The following is an 18,137-nucleotide window of genomic DNA, read 5'->3' as shown; positions in this document are numbered from 1 at the left end:
ACCAAGAAATAAAACATTTCAAAGATCCGTAAAAACTTATTATAGCCTATCTTTGTATGATCTAATAAAATAGCCAAACATTCCGAAATGGATTAAAGGCTGATTTTTTAATTAATATATTAAATGAAAAAAGGAATTATTATTCTCTTGGCAGCAGCATTAGGCCTGTCTGCCTGTAACAAATTCGAAAAGGGTGAGGGAGATATGACTTACAAGATCTATAAAAGTGATGGTAAGCCGAAAATTCAGGATGGCGATTATGTAAAGTTAAACGGTGTTCAAACGGTTGAAACCAACACCAATCCCGATTCGGTAATGGTAAATACGTATGATAATGAACGTCCTGCTTTCTTTGCCATTAGTAAATCGATGTTTAAAGGCGATTTAGCCTCTGGATTGAAACTGCTTGGTGAAGGAGATAGTGCCGTTTTTAAATTGAATCTGGATTCGATGGAGAAATATTCAGGCCAGCCTAAGCCAAAAGGACTAAAATCGAACATTGCGTCTTTTACGATTAAAATCGAGAAAGTATTGCATAAAGGGAAAGATCCCGATTCTATTTTTGAAGCGAAAAAACGACTTTTCTTTGAATCGGAGTACAAAGCGCTAAATGAAAAAAATAAAGTAGTAGAACCTGCTAAAATTGCAAAATACGTTGCCGAGAATGATTTAAAGGTAACTACTGCACCATCTGGACTGCAATATGTAATTTTTGCTCCAGGCAATTCAGAAAGAGCAACTTTAACCGATACGGTATTAATGGACTATACAGGTCAGTTTACCAATAAAAAATCGAATGGGACATTAAATGTTTTTGATACCTCGAATGCTAAAGTCGCAAAAGAAGCTGGCATTTTCTCTGAAAGTGTACAATATGTGCCACGTAGCTTACCATTAGGCCAATTGCCACAGGGAGTTATCCAGGGAATCCAACTTATCGGTGTTGGCGGTAAGATCAAAATGATTTTGCCATCCAGATTGGGTTTTGGCGAAAATGGCGGCGGACCAATTAATCCGTTTACGCCTTTGGTATTTGATGTAGAACTGAAAGGCATTATAAAGCCAAATGTGGCTGCACCGCTAAGCAACTAAAATACTTACCATAATATAAAAGCGCAAGGATCAGTAAATTATAATACTGGGCTTGCGCTTTTTTGTGTTAAGAAATTGATAATTATAGTGGCAAAATAAAATTTTTGTTTAAATTAGATTAACAAAACAATTAATCATCCTTATTATTACTATGCGCTCAAGCAGTACTATTGTGTTTCTGGGTCTGAAATTGATGTTGTTTAGCATATTTTTCAATCTGTTTTTAAAAGATGGATATTACAGGCATGTAAGGGCTTCTTATCGTAACCCAACATGCAATAGAAATAACCACAGTATTTTCAAATGGCTTCACTCAGCCGTTCTGCAAAAGCAGGTTGCTAATTCATTTGTAGATGTCATAAACAAATTGCAACCTATCTTAGTTAAAAACATAAAATTTAAAGCTTTTGATAGAATATTGGGTAGATTTTGAAAGGAGTTAAACTTTTAGTTTAAAATTTCTTCAAGCTTTTCCTGAATTCTGGTGAAATGATTAACGTTTTAAACTAAACTTTATGGAAAAGATCAAGGTCTTTTTAATTCACGATTATGATGCATTAATGGATAATGTTGAATCCATTCTAAGTGATTCAGAAAGTATTGTTGTTGTTGGCGAGGCCAATTCTGCTGCACTTGCCGTACAATTGATCAGGACTAAAACGCCAGATATTGTGCTTGCCGATGTTAGTGTTAGCGAGAAGGTCGGAGCTGATTTAACTAAATTGATTAAAAGAGAATTCCCCAAAATTAAAGTTATTGTACTTTCTATACAGGATGATTTTATCAATATTTCGAAAATGATCAAGTCTGGAGCAAATGGCTATCTTTTAAAAAATGTAAAGTTTCACGAACTGCATAAAGCAATTAATAAGGTTATACTCGGCGAAACTTATATACAAAATTCCATTACTGCTAAATTTATTAATGGTTACCAGCGTGAAAACCATGCAGAAGAAGTGAATATTTTATCACGCCGGGAAGTAGAAATTATTAGGCTAATTGCCAAAGAATACACTTCTGCAGATATTGGCAAGATGCTATTTATTTCAGAACATACAGTAGAAACCCATCGTAAAAATATATGGCGTAAAACTGGCGTTAAATCAATTGTTGGTCTGCTGAATTTTGCGCACGAGCACCAGCTGATTTAAATAAAGGCCTTATGATTTTTAAAGTTATGGGGTCTTTTTTTGAATTTTAATAACTATGGATCTGCAAGCTATTAGAAGAATTGAAACGATAGAATCATTCTGAAAATTAAATCCAATCTTTAAAGGGGGTAACTGTTAGGTTAGAATTGTAATATTTTTCTTCTTCAGTAACCTCTCTGCTTACCCAATCTGGGATGTCGAATATTTCGTCTTCACTGTCAAGTTCAATTTCGGCGACAGTTAGACCTTTATTATCGCCTAAAAATACGTCTACTTCCCAAAGTTTACCGCTAAACGGAATTTCGTAGCGGGTTTTCGAAAGCTCAGATAAAGAAAAATTATCCAATAATTCTGTGGCCTCAGCAACTGGGATTTCATATTCGTATTCCATCCGCGTGGCCCCTATTGTTTGACCTTTTATGGTTAAAAATCCTTTGGTTTCTGTTGCCCTTACACGTATGGTTTTATCTTTATCCGTAAGCAGATAGCCTTGCCTAAAAAGCTTTCCCTCTGGTTTGCTCAGGTCATCCCACTTCTGCTGATCAATCAAAAATTTACGCTCTATTTCTTTACCCATTGTAGATATTTTCGTCTTTCCCGCGAAGGCGGGAATCTTAATGTTAATTGGTTAACGCGCCCTTTTCTGTAAATCAGCAACAGGCATACTGATCAATCTTCCAATAGGTTGTTTACCACGATAGGTAATTACACGTAACATGCTGGCATCTTTTGGTACCTGTAGTGCGGCGGTGTATTTCGGGTAAAAGCGATCGGGAGTAGAGTTATCAAAGCTATAGTAAATATCCAAACCATCTATTTCTGTGGTTAATTCGATCATTAACTGTTTATCGGCACTGCGTTTTACCGTGAAAATCGGATCGTAAATAGCAGGGGAGTATTTAATCTCTGCGAAATCTAATCGTTTGAAATGCTGTTGTGTACGGTCAACGAAATTGGTCCAGTTTTTCTTTTCAATCGGACTCCAGATCGATTCGGCAATGGCAAAAGCCCGAGGCCAAAGCATATATTGTACCTGGCGGAAAGTAAAAACCTGTTCTGTCCACAGGTTGGCTTGTGCACCGATAATATATTGCGCATTTACGCCTGCAGGTATCGGGTTAAACTGATAGGTTTTATTTAACCGCAGCGAAGCATATACTTTAGGTTCGGTAATGGCATCGGCCTGCATATAATCTAAATAGGCAAAGTCAGTAGGGCTCATTACCACATTGTGTTTGTCGTTAGCTGCCTGGATACCATATTTCATTCCTCTCCAACTCATTACGGCTGCTGTTGGCGATACACCACCTTCAAGAATTTCGTCCCAGCCCATAAATTTTTTGCCTTTCGAAATTACGATCTGTTCTACACGTTTTTCAAAATATGCCTGCACCTGCGGAATGGTTTTTAAACCTTCACGAAGCATTAAGGCTTTAACCTGATCGTTCTTCTCCCAGAAATTATGAGGGGCTTCATCACCACCCATGTGGATATATTCGAAAGGAAAAAGTTTAGCTACCTGGGTAAGTACCGAATCTAAAAACACATAAACTTTTTCGTTTGCCGGGCAAAGCGTATTATCAAGCAAAGCTGTTGGCGGGGCACCACGGCTCCAGTCCATTATTTTCTCGCCCGAGCGTACTTTATAATTAACCGCATCGGGTGTGCAGGATAATTCAGGGTAAGAAGCGATAATAGCTAAACTATGCCCCGGAACATCAATTTCGGGTAATATGTTTACAAAACGTTCTTGTGCATACTGAACAAGTTCTTTAATATCTTCTTGTGTATAAAAACCACCGTAAGTACGGGGCTCATCTGCCGTTGGTGGTGTAAAATCGCCAAAAGTCCCGGTTTTTTTAACACTCCATGCACCTACTTCGGTTAATTTAGGTAAGCCTTTAATTTCGATTCTCCAGCCTTCATCATCTGCGAGGTGCAAATGCAACAGATTAAATTTATAACGGGCCATATCATCAATAAACTGCTTTACCTCCTGTTTGGTGAAAAAGTGGCGGGCTACATCAAACATTAAACCTCTCCACCCTAATTTCGGATAATCTACCACATCAACACAAGGCGCCTTCCATTTGATATCATTTACTAGTTCCTTGCTTTCTATTTCGGCTGGGAAAAGCTGAAGTAAGGATTGAACCCCATAAAAAATACCAGCAGGCTGATTTGCTGTGATGACAACCTGGGTGGGATTAACATTTAGTTTGTAACCTTCTTTACCGAGTTGGGTATCTTCTTGAGTATTTAAAATCAGTTTAATAGTTGGGTGACTTGAATTACTCACTGTGCTTACAAATTTCCCTGTAGCATTACTAATCCGGTCTGATAAGTAAGTAATTGATTGCTTTAACTCTCCACTCTTAACGGTCTGGATGGTTACATTTTCTGGCAAGGTAAAAGTACCTGCCTTTTTCATCAACGATACGGGTTCTGGGATGATGGCAATTGGTGTTTGCACAACCGCGCTTTCGGAATCGCCGATTTCCGTTTCTGTAACAATAGACTGAGCGAAGGTATTGGCTGCAAAAAAACAGCAGGAGATAATCAGGAATAATTTTTTCATTAAAATAATTAAAGCGGGTTAACCGTATAAGTATAATCCGCAATTTATTAAAAAAGATTTTAATCGAAGGTATTTGTGCGGAGGGAAATGTGCAAGAAGCAAAGCGCGGGGCACATAGCGTTTGGTTTGGATAAAAATCGTGATTGAATTTATGACATTATTAGAGATTTGTCAGCCTGAGCGGAGTCGAAGACTTAACCACAAAATTCACAGAGAAAGTCATCATCTTCGAAAATCTTCTTGATCTGCGGGAATAGCAGTTTTGTCCCGCAGATTTGGCTGATCGGCGCAGAGCAAAAACCGGGGAAAACATATTCATTAATTCTTTGAAAGGATTATTTACCCTCTATCTCTTTTAATATCGTTTCAATAACACTGTATAAAACTCCCGTATTCCAATCATCTAAATACTATATCCTTTATTGATATTTGATGGATTTTGTTTTGAAAAGATGGCAAAATAGGTGTGGTAATTTTTGGTGCCTACATCAGGCCAAAGCAACGATTTTTCTTCTTCCTTAATAAAGGTTGCGGATTTAATTTTGATTCCAAATTCATCAAACTTTACATTTGCTAAAGTGAAAGGTGTTTTTTGACTAAACAGTGCTAAATAATGATCCACTAACCCATCGAAATAGCTTTCCCATAATTGATTTAATATTTCGGCATATTGATTATACAAATGGACTTTATTGATTCCATAATAAGAACCGAAACTTATTTTGATCATTTCCCCATCGCTGTTCTTAATCAATAATTGATACTTTCTCCCTATGATAAATTCAAATCCTCTAATCCCAAAACGATATTCTAACGGCTCTTCTTTAGATAAATCAGTTATTGTGGGAGCTGATAATTTTTGATTGCCAAATAGTATTGATTGTGGCGTAAATGATAATTCTTTTGGATGCCTGTCAAAAAAACGATCTTTAATTAACCATCTATTTTTTTTGTGTTCTGGAGCGGACATTTGCAAATTTATAAGTTTCAGTTTGTATCTCAGCGAACCGGGTTAATTACTGTATCAAAATTTAATTTATAAAAACTTTTTCAACCATTCCATAGCTTTCTTATCATCCGTAAATGATTTAATTGGGATAGGAGGGGTTTGAAACTTAAAGAGGATCTTCATAATCAATTGGGCTAAACCGGGTTTCGAAACCATCGCCATAGCCGTATAAATTTGAGGCAATTGCTCCGTAGAAAACTTTCGTGTTTCTTTGTCTGGAACAGGAGAATTTTTTAAGTAAATTAACAGTGGAACTTTCTATTCCCCGTAATTTTCTTCACCAGTTCAACATTGGCAGCAATATTTTCTACTGTACGTAAAATGTTTTTACTGTAAGAAATCAGTATCCCATTATCAGTTAATAAATAATCGGCAATTTCGCCTTCAATAAGTTGATTGTCGCTGTCGTTTTCCATTTATTATCCCCTTAAGTGATAACCTTTAGGTTTAGTAAAGGCCCTTAATCCCTGATGTGATAGGGTAGCACCAATACCCGAATATTTTCTTCCGTTCCAGGGCAGTGCTGCACTCACTCTGTCGCAGCAGTTCCAATAACCCGAACCTGCGTCAAGCTGAGACAGTATTTTTTCAGCCCTTGCCTGATCGGCTGTATAAACCGATGCCGTTAAGCCATAATCCGTATCTTTCATCATATTTAAGGCCTCAGCATCGTCTTTCACCTTCATAATTCCGATAATTGGTCCGAAACTTTCTTCCTGCATCACTAGCATATCATTGGTAACATCTGTTAGCACCGTTGGTTCAAAATAATAGCCCTTTCCCGCAACAGCCTTTCCGCCAGTTAATAATGTTGCACCTTTACTTAAGGCATCCTTAATTTGGTTCTCCAACACCAAAATCTGCTCTCTCCGTGTTAAGGCACCAATATATACACCATTGGTTGTTGGTTGGCCCGTTTTCCAGCTCTTAACTTCGGTAACAAAGGCATTTAAGTAATTTTCGTAATTTTTCTCATGCACATAAATGCGCTCAACTGAACAACAGCTTTGTCCGTTATTGTAAAAAGCACCATCGGCCGTACCAACTGCAGCAGAAGCAACATCGGTTACATCTTCGGCAATGTACAACGGATCTTTTCCTCCTAACTCCAATTGGCAGGGAACCATTTTTGCCGCTACTTTCTCGTAAATAAATTTTCCCGTTTTATAGGAGCCTGTGAAGAAATAACCATCAAAACTCATCTCTAATAAGGCCGCTCCCGTTTCTTTTGCGCCAATAGCGATTTGGAAGACATTATCAGGTACACCTGCTTTTTTTAATATTTTTTCAATCTCGATTCCAGTTAAGGTGGCATATTCTGAGGGTTTGTACATTACAGCATTGCCACTCAATAAAGCCGGGATAAATACATTCACGCCAACCAGATAAGGGTAATTCCAGGCAGAGATATTACAAACTACACCCAGCGGTTCGTATTTAATGATTTCTTTGAGGCCCGGTTCATCCGTCATTATTTCATCGGCCAGGTATTTTTCTGCATTGGCCAACATCCATTTGATGCGGGATCTTGCGCCATTAATCTCGTTGCGAGATTGTTGGAGCGGTTTGCCTACTTCGGAGGTTAGCACTGCGGCCAGTTCTTCTGTCTCCGCTTCCAATAAATCACTAAACTGAGCGATAACCGAAATCCTTTCGCTAAGGGTTTTGTTGGCCCATTGAGGTTGAGCCTTTTTTAAAGTATCAAATTTGTTTTGAAGCGTAGATGGGTTATCTTCCGCTAAGCTGGTAATAATTTCTTCTGTTGCGGGGTTGATGATCTGCATCTTTCCTATTGATTATTGCCACGGAAACACAGAAATCACGGAATATTGTTACTCCGCGCTAACCATTGTCTCCGAGCGATTATTTATTGTGGTTAACGATTGAATTTATAAATGCACTATGTATATTTTTGCTAAAGGGACCCTGCTGGTCTTTTAACCGTTCAGGGTGCCATTGTACGAATAACAAAAAGGATTTCCCTTCTGGTTCCATCCGCTCCATAGCCTCTGTAACACCATCGGGAGAGATTGCACTTACAACCAGACCTTTCCCTGTTTTATCGGTGCTTTGGTGATGGTTACTGTTCACTAAACCTTTATCGGTATTCACAATCTGGTTCAGCCATGAGGAAGGATTGATGATGATCTCGTGATAGCGATCTGATTTGTCATGCATTTTTGAATGATCGAATTTTCCCCAGGTTGGGATATCAGGGATCAAAGTTCCGCCAAAAAATACGTTACCTACCTGCATGCCCCTACAAATGCCTAAAACAGGAACAGAATTGGCTTCAGTATAGGCTAACACTTTAAATTCAAACTCATCGCGTTTTTCGTCAATATCATCCTCATAACAATAAGGATAATATTCAGGCTGATAGTAAAAACGGGGGTGAACATCTTCACCTCCTGTCAAAACAATCCCATTGCACTTTCTGATCTCATCGAAATTGTTGAGCTTGTACCCAAGCTGGATTACCTCCACATTTTTGTTGTAGGATAAAACCCAATCCCGGTAGATGTCGAATTTGCTACAGTCGGTAACACCAATTATTATTTTATCAGACATATTAATTAATTCCACTGATTTATCTTTTTTCCTTCGGGTTGATTACACCGATTTTTAGATTACACTGATTTTTAATGGTTTAGTAATCCTAAAATCCCGTAATCTTTTAATTCTATTTTAAAGTGCATTTAAGTACAGTTTTTTAAAATCTTCTCTGCTTACCGGTTTAGGATTGTTTGGATGTGCAAAATCTGCATAGGCTAAGTCGGCAAGTGTTTCTATATGTTCATTTTTAACGCCAATATCACTCAATTTATGCGGAATATTCACTTTCGTATTTAAATCGAACAGATATTTTACAACAGCTTCACCATTTTCATCCTTGAGATCCAACGTACGGGCAATTTTTTTAAAACGATCTTCAAAACCAGCAATATTAAACTGCATACCATAAGGAATATTCACTGCATTAGCCAATCCGTGATGGGTATCTAACAAAGAAGAAAGCGGATGCGCAAGTGAATGCACTACACCCAAACCTTTTTGAAAAGCAATTGCGCCCATCATCGAAGCCATTAACATTTTACTACGGCTTTCTAAATCGGGATTGTTGGTTGCCCGTTCCAGCGCATCTTTGATCAATGAAATTCCCTCTAATGCAATTCCATCACACATGGGGTGGAAGTTCTTGGCCAGATAAGCTTCCATATTGTGTGTCAATGCGTCCATACCTGTTGCGGCAGTGATAAAGGGGGGCAAATCCATGGTTAACTCCGGGTCTGCAAAGACGATCTGCGCCATTAATTTTGGCGAGAACAGAATTTTTTTCTGGTGGGTTTCATCGTCGGCAATAATTGCACTGCGGCCAACCTCACTTCCGGTACCAGATGTGGTTGGGATGGTGATAAAATGTGGAACATCTTTCGTTACGTAGATATCTCCGCCGATTAAATCATCATATTTGAATAAATCTTCGCGGTGATTAACACGAAGTACAATTGCCCGGGCAACATCTAAAGCTGCACCACCACCAATACCAACTATACTGTCGCGATTGGTGCCATCCCAAACATCAGTACCTTTGTAAACGTCACTTTTTACCGGGTTTTTGTGGATGTCGCTAAAAACCTCGACAGCAATACCCTTTGCCTTTAAATCGTCAACAATGGTTTTAAAAAAGGGAAGTTGGGCGATGGTGGGGTCGGTTACAATTAATGGTGCCTTTAAATTGTTCTTACTTAAGTAGGCTGGCAACTCTTTTACTGCGCCAGCACCAAAACGGATGGTTGTTGGGAAATTAAACTGATGGATTTTATCAAATATCATGATATTCTTGTTTTACTTTTTTAGGCCTTTAAGACCTATTCTTCATAATTTATTTTCAACACATTAGGCAAAAGCCGTGGTGTTATTTCATCCTGTTTAAACTTAACAGTCTTAATAGTTGCTAAGTGGCTTAGGTGGTCAACATTTTAGCGTGTTTTTTTTACCATCTTAGGTACCTGAGGTCACCTAAGGTTGGGCGTTAATATCAAGATTCTGAACTATTAACGTTAAATAATTTCTAAATATCTTTTTAGCTCCCAATCGGTTACTACTTTAGCATATTGCTTGCATTCCCATTCGCGGGTCATGGCAAAGTGATCAACGAAATCTTCGCCTAATAATGTTTTGGCCAGATCAGAATTTTTCATCTTTTGCGTTGCTTCAAATAAATTACGCGATAATGTACCGTTCGATAAATCGGTATACCCGTTTCCTCTTGTAGCAGGTTGTTCGAGTTTTAATTTATTTTTAACACCATGCATTCCAGCAGCCAAACAGGCCGAAAGTGCTAAATAAGGATTGGTATCTGAACCCACTATCCGAGTTTCTAAACGCGAAGCCTTTTTGCTCCCGGGTAATGCGCGTAATGCTGTTGTACGGTTATCAATTCCCCAGGTTACCGTAGTTGGTGCCCATGCGCCTTCAACTAAACGTTTGTAACTGTTTATGGTAGGGGCAATCATGGGTAAAAGGTATGGAAGGCAGTGCAACTGACCAGCGATATAACTTTTCATTATTTCACTCATTTTATCTGCATCTTTTTCATCATAGAACAAATTGATCTTCTTACCTGCATCCCAGAGGCTTTGATGCACATGGCCACTGCATCCTGGTAAATTTTCGCTTATTTTGGCCATAAATGTGGCTAGTATACCATGTTTATAGGCGATTTCTTTTACGGCTGTTTTAAATAATATCGCTTGATCGGCAGCTTGTAAAGCAGGAGCATATTTTATGGCTGCTTCGTAAACCCCAGGCCCGGTTTCGGTATGTAAACCTTCAATCGGGATATCGAATTTGTTCAGCAGTTCGAACAGATCGCTCATAAACTCGTTTCGGTAGGTGCTCCTCAAAATGGAATAACCAAACATGCCCGGACTTAAAGGTTTTAAATTAACAAAACCTTTTTCCTGGATCGTCTCTGGTGTTTCCGAAAAATTGAACCATTCAAATTCCTGTGCAAAAAGCGGTGAAAATCCTTCACTTTCGCATTCTGCGATCAGTTTCTTTAGCAACTGCCTCGGACAAACATAATTTGCCTGATCCTGATCGTTAATAAAATCGCCCAAAAAGAAAGGTACCTCATTTTCCCATGGGATTTTTCGGAATGTACTCAAGTCAATTTTAACCTGTGCATCGGGATAGCCGGTATGCCAACCTGTATATTTCCCATTTTCATAAGCCACATCACCTGCATCCCAACCAAAGGTAACATCACAGAAACCCAATCGGCCCTCAACCAGAGATGCGAATTTTTCGGCGGCTACATATTTCCCCCTTAAAATACCGTCGATATCGGCAACAGCTAATTTTACTTTTCCAGAGGGATGATTTTTAACGTAATCCAGAATTTCTTTGCTCGTACTCATTAATCTGCCTTTTTAAATATTTTATATAGAAGAAATATGGCCAAAACAATACCCGAATAAATTAAACCCAATTTAAGATTATAAATCAGCATTGCGATGAAAGAAACGCAGGATATAATTAAGGCAATTATTGGAAATAACGGATAAATTGGCGTTTTGAAAGGTCTTGCCATCTCAGGTTTGTTCTTCCTAAGTACCATTACGGAAATCATAGAAATGATGTATAAAGTTAATGCGCCAAATACAGAAATGATAATAATTTCAGCCGTTTTCCCTGATAAAAGTGCGATAATGCCAATCACCATATTACCAATTAATGCATTAGCAGGTGTTTGAAATTTAGGAGAAATTTTTCCAAGGATAGCTGGGATACTTTTCACTCGTCCCATCTCATAAGTAGAACGACCAGCTGCTAAAACCAATCCATGAAATGATGCGACTAGACCAAATAACCCAACTGTGATGAGTAAATGATACATCAGGTGGTTATCACCTGTGATCATTGAAAGGGCAAGTGGTAAAGGCGAATCAGAGGTTTCGCCCGATTTTCCATTTTTATACACAATGGCTTCCCAACCTCCAATGCCAATGGTGGAGATAAAAACAAGCACACATAAAACAACCAGTGTAAATATGCCCCAGCCAAAGCCCTTGCTAATATCGCGCTGTGGGTTCTTGGTTTCTTCGGCTACATTTGCAACGCCTTCAATACCCAGGAAAAACCAGATGGCAAAAGGGATGGCAGCAAAAACACCGCTCCAGCCATTCGGGAAATTGTTATGGGCCAGGTTTTCTGCATGAAATTTAGGTAATGTAATTCCAGAGAATAATAGCAGTTCGCCAACAGCCAAAATGGTAATAATTACTTCGAACGAAGCTGCAGCTTTTATGCCATATACATTTAGGGCAGTAAAGATAAAGTAAACTGCAATTGCACTGGTAAGAATGGGTACCTGCGGAAAGAAGGCATTAAAATAAGCACCAATGGCAAAGGCAATGGCAGGTGGTGCAAATATAAATTCGACCATTTGGGCAATGCCAGCAATAAAACCGATGTTTTTGCCTAGTGCGGTATTGGCATAATCGAAAACACCACCGGCCTTTGGTATGGCACAGGCCAGTTCGGCATAGCTAAAACTAAAGGTAACATACATCACCATAATGGCAACGGTAGCAATGGCCATACCCAAGGTACCACCTTTTTCGAGGCCTAAATTCCAACCAAAATACATCCCCGAAATCACATATCCTACACCAAGCCCCCATAACATAAAAGGGGTAAGTGTTTTTTTTAAGCTATCTTTTTGTTCCATTGGCAGGATTTACAAGATTGAATAGGTTTATATTATTTGCTCGAAAATGATAAACTATTAGCTTCGGTATCTGATGTTTAAAGTAGTAATTATTTTTTAGTTAAGGAGATAATATATTCCGTTTTTGGTTAAAAATAAAAAACCAACGCCTAAGCATTGGTTTCAATAAAATTCATTAAGATAAGCTGTTTTGGCTATTCCGAATCGCGGTTTTTATTCACAATCTGGCTGTCTCTCGTATTTTTCTGTACCGTAATGGCACCAAACAACGAGAGTAAAAAGGCAAAAGCATAAAATCCTTTTTCGCTGGGCAGCAAAGTAGCGTTCCACAAACCAATTACCAATAATGTGATGGTTAATAGTGTAGAGAACCAACTGATACCGTAATAAATTTCAGTAACCGGAATTCCTTCCAATTTATCGCGAACAGCTTTTTGTAAAGAGATTACGGCGAAAAGGCCAAACATCAATACCGTAAAATAATATCCTTTTTCATTAAGAAGCATATCAGAACGCCACAGGCCTACAATAAAGCCGATCATTCCGATACCTAATGCAAGCCAGGCAGCTGCCACGAATGCATTCGATGGTTTTTGATTCATTGTTTTGAGATTTAATTTAATTCAATAGACAACGCTAAAGATTGGCAAAAGGTATAAAAATTAAAAGATACTATTTTAAATTATTTTGGAAAACTAGCGCCTTTGAGTACAATGAACCAAACAAAATCCTACTCTTTTGCATTATAGCTGTATAACCTTATCTTAGTTATATGCTAACATTGCTTACTTCTGCCCAAATGCGTAATGCCGATCAGTTTACGATTGCGAATAAACCAATAGCATCAATCGATCTGATGGAAAAAGCTGCGAGGGCTTTTGTTCAAACTTTTTTAAGAGATGAGTTCGATACCAATAAAAGCGTGGCTATATGCTGTGGTAAGGGAAATAACGGGGGAGATGGATTAGCCATTGCCCATTTGCTTATTGCTAATGGATATGAGAATATAAAAGTTTACATCATCAACTTTAGTAAAAAACAAAGCGACGATTTTGCCATCAACCTACAGCGGATTGAAGAAACGAGATGCAAAAAAACAATCATCAACCAGGTTTCTGACTTAAAGAATCTGAAAGCCGATTTAATTATCGATGCCATTTTAGGCTCTGGTTTGAATAAACCTTTAAGCGGAGAATATGAACAGCTGGTTCTGGCCATTAACAAGCTGAATAAAAAGGTTTATGCAGTTGATGTACCCTCCGGTTTTTTTGCTGAAGGCAAGTTACCTAAAGATTACAACGGTATAAAAGCCTATAAAACAATTTGTTTTCAACGGCCGAAGATTAACTTTTTCTTTCCCGAGGCGGCCATGGCGACTGAAAAATATGAGGTGGTTGATATTGATCTGGATGAGGCTTTTATCCAAAAACAAGACACTGATTTTTATTTGGTAGAAGAAAGTGATATTGGAAATATCCTACAGCCCCGAAAATTGTTCAGCCATAAAGGTACTTACGGCCACGCACTGGTTATCGCTGGAAATACCAATACCATGGGCGCGGCTTTATTGTCTTCAATGGCCTGTTTACACACAGGGGCGGGATTAACTACAGCCTGTATCCCACAGAGCGGATTAATCGCCTTAAACACCACCTTACCTGAAGTAATGGCGCTGCCAAGGGATGAATATACCCGAATAGAGAACCCAAAGAAATATCAGGCAATTGCTATTGGTCCGGGTTTAGGTGCAGAACCAGAAAATGAAAAACTGCTCGAAAGCTTGATTATGGCCAACCAAGCAATGATCATCGATGCAGATGCTTTAAATATTCTGGGCGAAAGACCTGATCTAATCGATAAACTTGTTGCAAATACCATTCTTACCCCGCACATGAAGGAGTTTGATCGGTTATTTGGCAAACATGATAACTGGTGGGACAGGGTGCAAACCGCTAAAGAGCAGGCCAAACAACAGAAGATCGTTATCGTGCTTAAAAACCAGTATACTTTTATCTGCCTGCCAACTGGTAAGGTGCTCATCAACCCTAATGGTAATCCGGCAATGGCGCAAGGGGGAATGGGCGATATTCTCACCGGGATTATTGCAGGCTTTGTAGCACAGCAATATACCGCAACAGATGCCACTATTCTAGCTTGTTATATTCATGGAAAAGCAGGCGATGCTTTAGCGCACCAACACTTTGTGGTTAACGCCTCTCAGGTTGCAACCAGGGTGTCTAAAGAAATTAAAGTGCTCATATCCAATTAGTTTTTTGGTTGTGTGCAGTTAGCCACAATTGTGGAGAAAAACCGGCATTATTCTACTATGCTTTTAGTTTATAATTTATAGTTTAAGGGAATATTTAAAATAACAGATATCTTAAAAACAGAAAAAATTATTATGGCACAAAAAGAGTACACGCTGAATGAATTAATTCAGGAATCGGCAGAAAATCCAAATGAAAACGATTTTTTCGAATTAGAGAAACCTGCCATGCTGGAGGTAAATCTAAAAAATCAAAAAATATTGGCAAAAGTAGGTTCGATGGTTGCTTACATCGGAAATATCGATTTTAAAAGAGAAGGCTTATTGAGCAAAGGTTTGGGCGGTCTGTTAAAGAAAGCCATATCTGGTGAAGGCACCTCACTAATGCATGCCACAGGAACAGGTAAACTATATCTGGCTGATGAGGGCAAGAAAGTAAAGATCATCAAGCTCCAAAACGAAGCGGTTTTTGTAAACGGTAATGATGTATTGGCTTTAGAAGAAAATATTAAAAACGAAATAAAAATGCTAAAAAGCATTGCAGGGATGATGAGTGGTGGTTTATTTCAGGTTAAATTATCGGGCAGCGGCTATATTGCCATTACCACACATGGCGAACCGATTTTATTAAGGGTTACTGGCAACCAGGCGGTTTATACCGATCCTAATGCTACAGTAGCCTGGTCTGAAAACTTAACGCCAAACATTAAAACCAATTTAACTTTCGGGTCTTTTATCGGAAGAGGAAGTGGCGAATCTTTCCAATTAGAATTTTTTGGCGAAGGATGGGTTTTGGTGCAGCCTTACGAAGAGGTGAAGTACGCAGCGAAATCTTAATATAGTAATCCGTCATTGCGAGGCACGAAGCAATCTTAATGCTGTGGTTCTTTAGAAGATTGCTTGGTCGGCTGAAAAGCCTTCTCGCAATGCCGGAACTTCTACATTTCGTTCACTCCAGCGAAGGAAATTTATGCGTTAGTTATACAAACCTTGTTTTTTGGAAAGCATATGGAGAAGCATTTAGGCAACGATAGTCCTGCCATTCGCTTTACCTCTCTGCGTTCGGTGCTCGCTATTGTCAGCTTTAAGTTGCACGGGCATTCATTCTATTTAAGGTTGCAAAGAGCAAAACATAGCTTAAAAGGTTTGTCGTCTAATTAGGAGAGGCAATGGGTTGGTGTAGTCTTGCAAAGAGGTGAGATGCACAGCCAAATCTTAGTATTTTATATTTGAGCTCGTGAGGACGCGAACCAAGGCATTCGCAACGTCGTCATCTCCGCAGCGAAGAGCTCTACATCCGTAAGACCTCTCCCTGCATGTTTTTTTAAGTATTGCTTTTCTCTTTAACTGACAAAATCTGTACGTTAATAATTATATTTTTTTGGAAAGCAGTTGCAGAACATTTGGGTCTAGATGGCCCTGCCATCCGCTTAATCCCGATGAAAAATCGGGATGCCCGCTTCTGTCCCTTAGGTTTAAGTAGCGCAGGCCGTCTGGCTATTGGGGGTTGCAGAACGGTTAAATCACTAAGAACCACAGCCCCATTATTCCTAAACCCGGTCGTAGCGGAAATCCTTTTTATTGCTTAAAAAACATTTGACTAAAACTGTTGCCTGGTCGCGTTTTGTTTGCAATAAAAAGATTGAAGCAAATAAAGGGACTACAGTACCCACGGAGGTGGACATGTTGGTTTTCTTATATGAATATGCCAAATTAAACTGCCTTTTTAGGAAAAATTCGAATGTTTTAGCCTGCCATTAGATTTCTCCATAATGGAAATAACGGCCATGAGCTTATAAAACAAAAATCCCGGCATTTTATCGATGTCGGGATTTTAATATAATTGATTAAATGATTTCTATTTAAACACCACCCATTACGGTTAATTTATCCATTGTTGGATTAACACTTCCACCCATAGGCTCTATAGTTACTGCAAAAGCCTGTGCTTCTTGAATGGCCTGCATTTTTACCAATGCCTCGTTATTGGTCGAATCCGTTTTGCCGAATACGCCTAAACTTACCGGTTTTCCGTTTACCAAAGCCCACAACTGATATTGATGTGCTGCATCAGTTTTTGGTAAATCCATGGCCACATAGTTAATCAGCACACTTTTATCTTTCTTGTTCCAGTAAACTTTCATTTTCGAGCTCGGGCTAAAAGCCTGGCCAGCCATTCTGATGGTTGCCCATTCTTTGCTGTCGGCCATTGCGGCCATATTATCCAAACCCTGGTTTTCAAATTCTAACTTGCTTACTAGGCCAGCAAATTTTTGCTTATCCAGGTTTAAACTTGCAATTTGGTCGTGCGCGGCATTTAACTTATTATACGTAATAAACAATGCCGCCGTACTTACTACCAATAAAGCTATACAAGCAACTAAGGCATAACGCAAAGTTCTTACTTTGGCATCACTTCCATCTAAACGTATAATTCTTGGTTCTTCTGTATAAATTGGTTCGGGTTGAACATTCACATTCTCTTCAACCTCACTTAACCCCAACTTTTCGAATAATCTTGTTTCTACATCTGCAGATGGTTCTACAGCATTTTGCATAGCATATTGCTCCATAGCTAACTCAATGGCAGCTATTTCATCTCTTACCTCTGGGTATTGAGATGCCATTTCCTCAACCTGCAACGCTTCTTCAGGTGATAAATCACCTAAAACGTACAGCTCAAGTACTCCAGATTCGATATATGCTTTTAAATTTTCCACGCTCAATTAAAATTCCTTCTCAATTCAATAATAGCCAACCGGATCCGGGTTTTCACCGTACCTAATGGCAGATCTAACTTTTCTGCGGCTTCCACATGGGTGAAACCCTTGTAATAAACTAAATCAAGAACTGCTTGCAGATCCGGTTTAAGGTTCTCTACAAGTTGCTTAACTCCAAGAATATCAGGATTAAACGTTACCTTGTTTTGTTCATCAACGAAACTTACGTTATTTTCTATATCTTGGTTTTTGAGTGAATTCTTAAAGTCTTTAGAACGTAGTTTGTCGATTGATAAATTGCGGGCAATGTTCATCATCCACGTAAACAAACGTCCTTTGGTATTGTCATAGTGTGCAGCAGATTGCCAGATTTTTACAAAAGTTTCTTGTAGTACATCTTCAGCAAGTTCTGTATGGGTGATAATGCGCGAAATAACGCCATAAAGCGCTGACGAATACATGCTGTACAGTGTTTTTAGAACCGCGGGATCTTTCGATTGCAGTGCTTGCACAAGTTCAGGCTCAGTTAGGGTTAATTTTTTTAATGCAGTCACTATTGGTTACTAAGATACAATACAGAAC

At 38.8% G+C, this 18,137-nt stretch carries 17 protein-coding genes; 4 read left to right on the top strand and 13 right to left on the bottom strand.

Annotated elements, in window-relative coordinates; genetic code table 11:
* Window positions 1-123: 123 nt before the first annotated feature.
* The gene (locus EYS08_RS00240; RefSeq protein WP_131027873.1) at window positions 124-1,092 is read left to right on the top strand and encodes an FKBP-type peptidyl-prolyl cis-trans isomerase; all 969 of its coding nucleotides are present in this window, start codon (window positions 124-126) and stop codon (window positions 1,090-1,092) included.
* Between the two features lie 515 nt (window positions 1,093-1,607).
* Window positions 1,608-2,243 (top strand): response regulator, encoded by a 636-nt coding sequence (locus EYS08_RS00235; protein WP_131027872.1) that lies wholly within the window; start codon window positions 1,608-1,610, stop codon window positions 2,241-2,243.
* 106 nt (window positions 2,244-2,349) lie between these two features.
* Here the strand turns inward: EYS08_RS00235 and EYS08_RS00230 are convergent, their stop codons facing one another.
* The 11 genes from EYS08_RS00230 to yiaA all read right to left on the bottom strand — a co-directional run bounded on the left by EYS08_RS00230 (window position 2,350) and on the right by yiaA (window position 13,171).
* On the bottom strand, window positions 2,350-2,820 hold the full coding sequence (locus EYS08_RS00230) for a CYTH domain-containing protein (protein WP_131027871.1): 471 nt from the start codon (window positions 2,818-2,820) through the stop codon (window positions 2,350-2,352).
* Window positions 2,821-2,871: 51 nt separating this feature from the next.
* Entirely contained in the window at window positions 2,872-4,821 is a 1,950-nt protein-coding gene (locus EYS08_RS00225) for a beta-N-acetylhexosaminidase (RefSeq protein WP_131027870.1), read from the bottom strand.
* A gap of 403 nt (window positions 4,822-5,224) precedes the next feature.
* The gene (locus EYS08_RS00220) at window positions 5,225-5,791 is read right to left on the bottom strand and encodes a hypothetical protein (protein WP_131027869.1); all 567 of its coding nucleotides are present in this window, start codon (window positions 5,789-5,791) and stop codon (window positions 5,225-5,227) included.
* 66 nt (window positions 5,792-5,857) lie between these two features.
* A complete protein-coding gene (locus EYS08_RS26730) occupies window positions 5,858-6,073 on the bottom strand; it encodes a DUF7793 family protein (protein ID WP_449415932.1) in 216 nt (71 codons plus the stop codon).
* Window positions 6,073-6,246, bottom strand: a complete 174-nt coding sequence (locus tag EYS08_RS25975; protein ID WP_208745758.1) for a hypothetical protein — start codon at window positions 6,244-6,246, stop codon at window positions 6,073-6,075. Before EYS08_RS25975 ends, EYS08_RS26730 begins: the two co-directional genes overlap by 1 nt.
* Window positions 6,247-6,249: 3 nt before the next feature.
* Window positions 6,250-7,614: an aldehyde dehydrogenase family protein gene (locus EYS08_RS00210; protein ID WP_131027868.1), complete on the bottom strand. Its 1,365-nt coding sequence runs from the start codon at window positions 7,612-7,614 to the stop codon at window positions 6,250-6,252.
* Window positions 7,615-7,693: 79 nt separating this feature from the next.
* Window positions 7,694-8,401, bottom strand: coding sequence for a gamma-glutamyl-gamma-aminobutyrate hydrolase family protein (locus EYS08_RS00205; protein ID WP_131027867.1), 708 nt, complete (start codon window positions 8,399-8,401; stop codon window positions 7,694-7,696).
* Between the two features lie 117 nt (window positions 8,402-8,518).
* Window positions 8,519-9,667 carry an iron-containing alcohol dehydrogenase gene (locus tag EYS08_RS00200; protein ID WP_131027866.1) on the bottom strand — a complete coding sequence of 383 codons (1,149 nt, stop codon included), beginning with the start codon at window positions 9,665-9,667 and terminating at the stop codon, window positions 8,519-8,521.
* A gap of 227 nt (window positions 9,668-9,894) precedes the next feature.
* The gene (locus EYS08_RS00195) at window positions 9,895-11,256 is read right to left on the bottom strand and encodes a glutamine synthetase family protein (RefSeq protein ID WP_131027865.1); all 1,362 of its coding nucleotides are present in this window, start codon (window positions 11,254-11,256) and stop codon (window positions 9,895-9,897) included.
* The gene (eat, locus tag EYS08_RS00190) at window positions 11,256-12,569 is read right to left on the bottom strand and encodes an ethanolamine permease (RefSeq protein ID WP_131027864.1); all 1,314 of its coding nucleotides are present in this window, start codon (window positions 12,567-12,569) and stop codon (window positions 11,256-11,258) included. Before eat ends, EYS08_RS00195 begins: the two co-directional genes overlap by 1 nt.
* Window positions 12,570-12,763: 194 nt before the next feature.
* Window positions 12,764-13,171 carry an inner membrane protein YiaA gene (yiaA, locus tag EYS08_RS00185; RefSeq protein WP_131027863.1) on the bottom strand — a complete coding sequence of 136 codons (408 nt, stop codon included), beginning with the start codon at window positions 13,169-13,171 and terminating at the stop codon, window positions 12,764-12,766.
* Between the two features lie 170 nt (window positions 13,172-13,341).
* On the opposite strand from yiaA, the gene EYS08_RS00180 reads away from it, so the two are divergent.
* Together EYS08_RS00180 and EYS08_RS00175 are read left to right on the top strand one after the other, a co-directional pair.
* Window positions 13,342-14,838 carry an NAD(P)H-hydrate dehydratase gene (locus EYS08_RS00180; RefSeq protein ID WP_244215812.1) on the top strand — a complete coding sequence of 499 codons (1,497 nt, stop codon included), beginning with the start codon at window positions 13,342-13,344 and terminating at the stop codon, window positions 14,836-14,838.
* Between the two features lie 132 nt (window positions 14,839-14,970).
* The gene (locus tag EYS08_RS00175) at window positions 14,971-15,672 is read left to right on the top strand and encodes an AIM24 family protein (protein ID WP_131027862.1); all 702 of its coding nucleotides are present in this window, start codon (window positions 14,971-14,973) and stop codon (window positions 15,670-15,672) included.
* 1,025 nt (window positions 15,673-16,697) lie between these two features.
* Here the strand turns inward: EYS08_RS00175 and EYS08_RS00170 are convergent.
* Both EYS08_RS00170 and EYS08_RS00165 read right to left on the bottom strand, forming a co-directional pair.
* Window positions 16,698-17,555: an anti-sigma factor gene (locus EYS08_RS00170; RefSeq protein WP_131027861.1), complete on the bottom strand. Its 858-nt coding sequence runs from the start codon at window positions 17,553-17,555 to the stop codon at window positions 16,698-16,700.
* Between the two features lie 2 nt (window positions 17,556-17,557).
* Window positions 17,558-18,109, bottom strand: coding sequence for an RNA polymerase sigma factor (locus EYS08_RS00165; protein ID WP_131027860.1), 552 nt, complete (start codon window positions 18,107-18,109; stop codon window positions 17,558-17,560).
* Window positions 18,110-18,137 lie beyond the last annotated feature (28 nt).

The sequence above is a fragment of the Pedobacter kyonggii genome (assembly GCF_004310665.1).
Taxonomy (GTDB): Bacteria; Bacteroidota; Bacteroidia; order Sphingobacteriales; family Sphingobacteriaceae; genus Pedobacter; species Pedobacter kyonggii.
The sequence above is the reverse complement of the archived record's forward strand: the minus strand, read 5'-3'. Positions and strand labels throughout refer to the sequence as shown.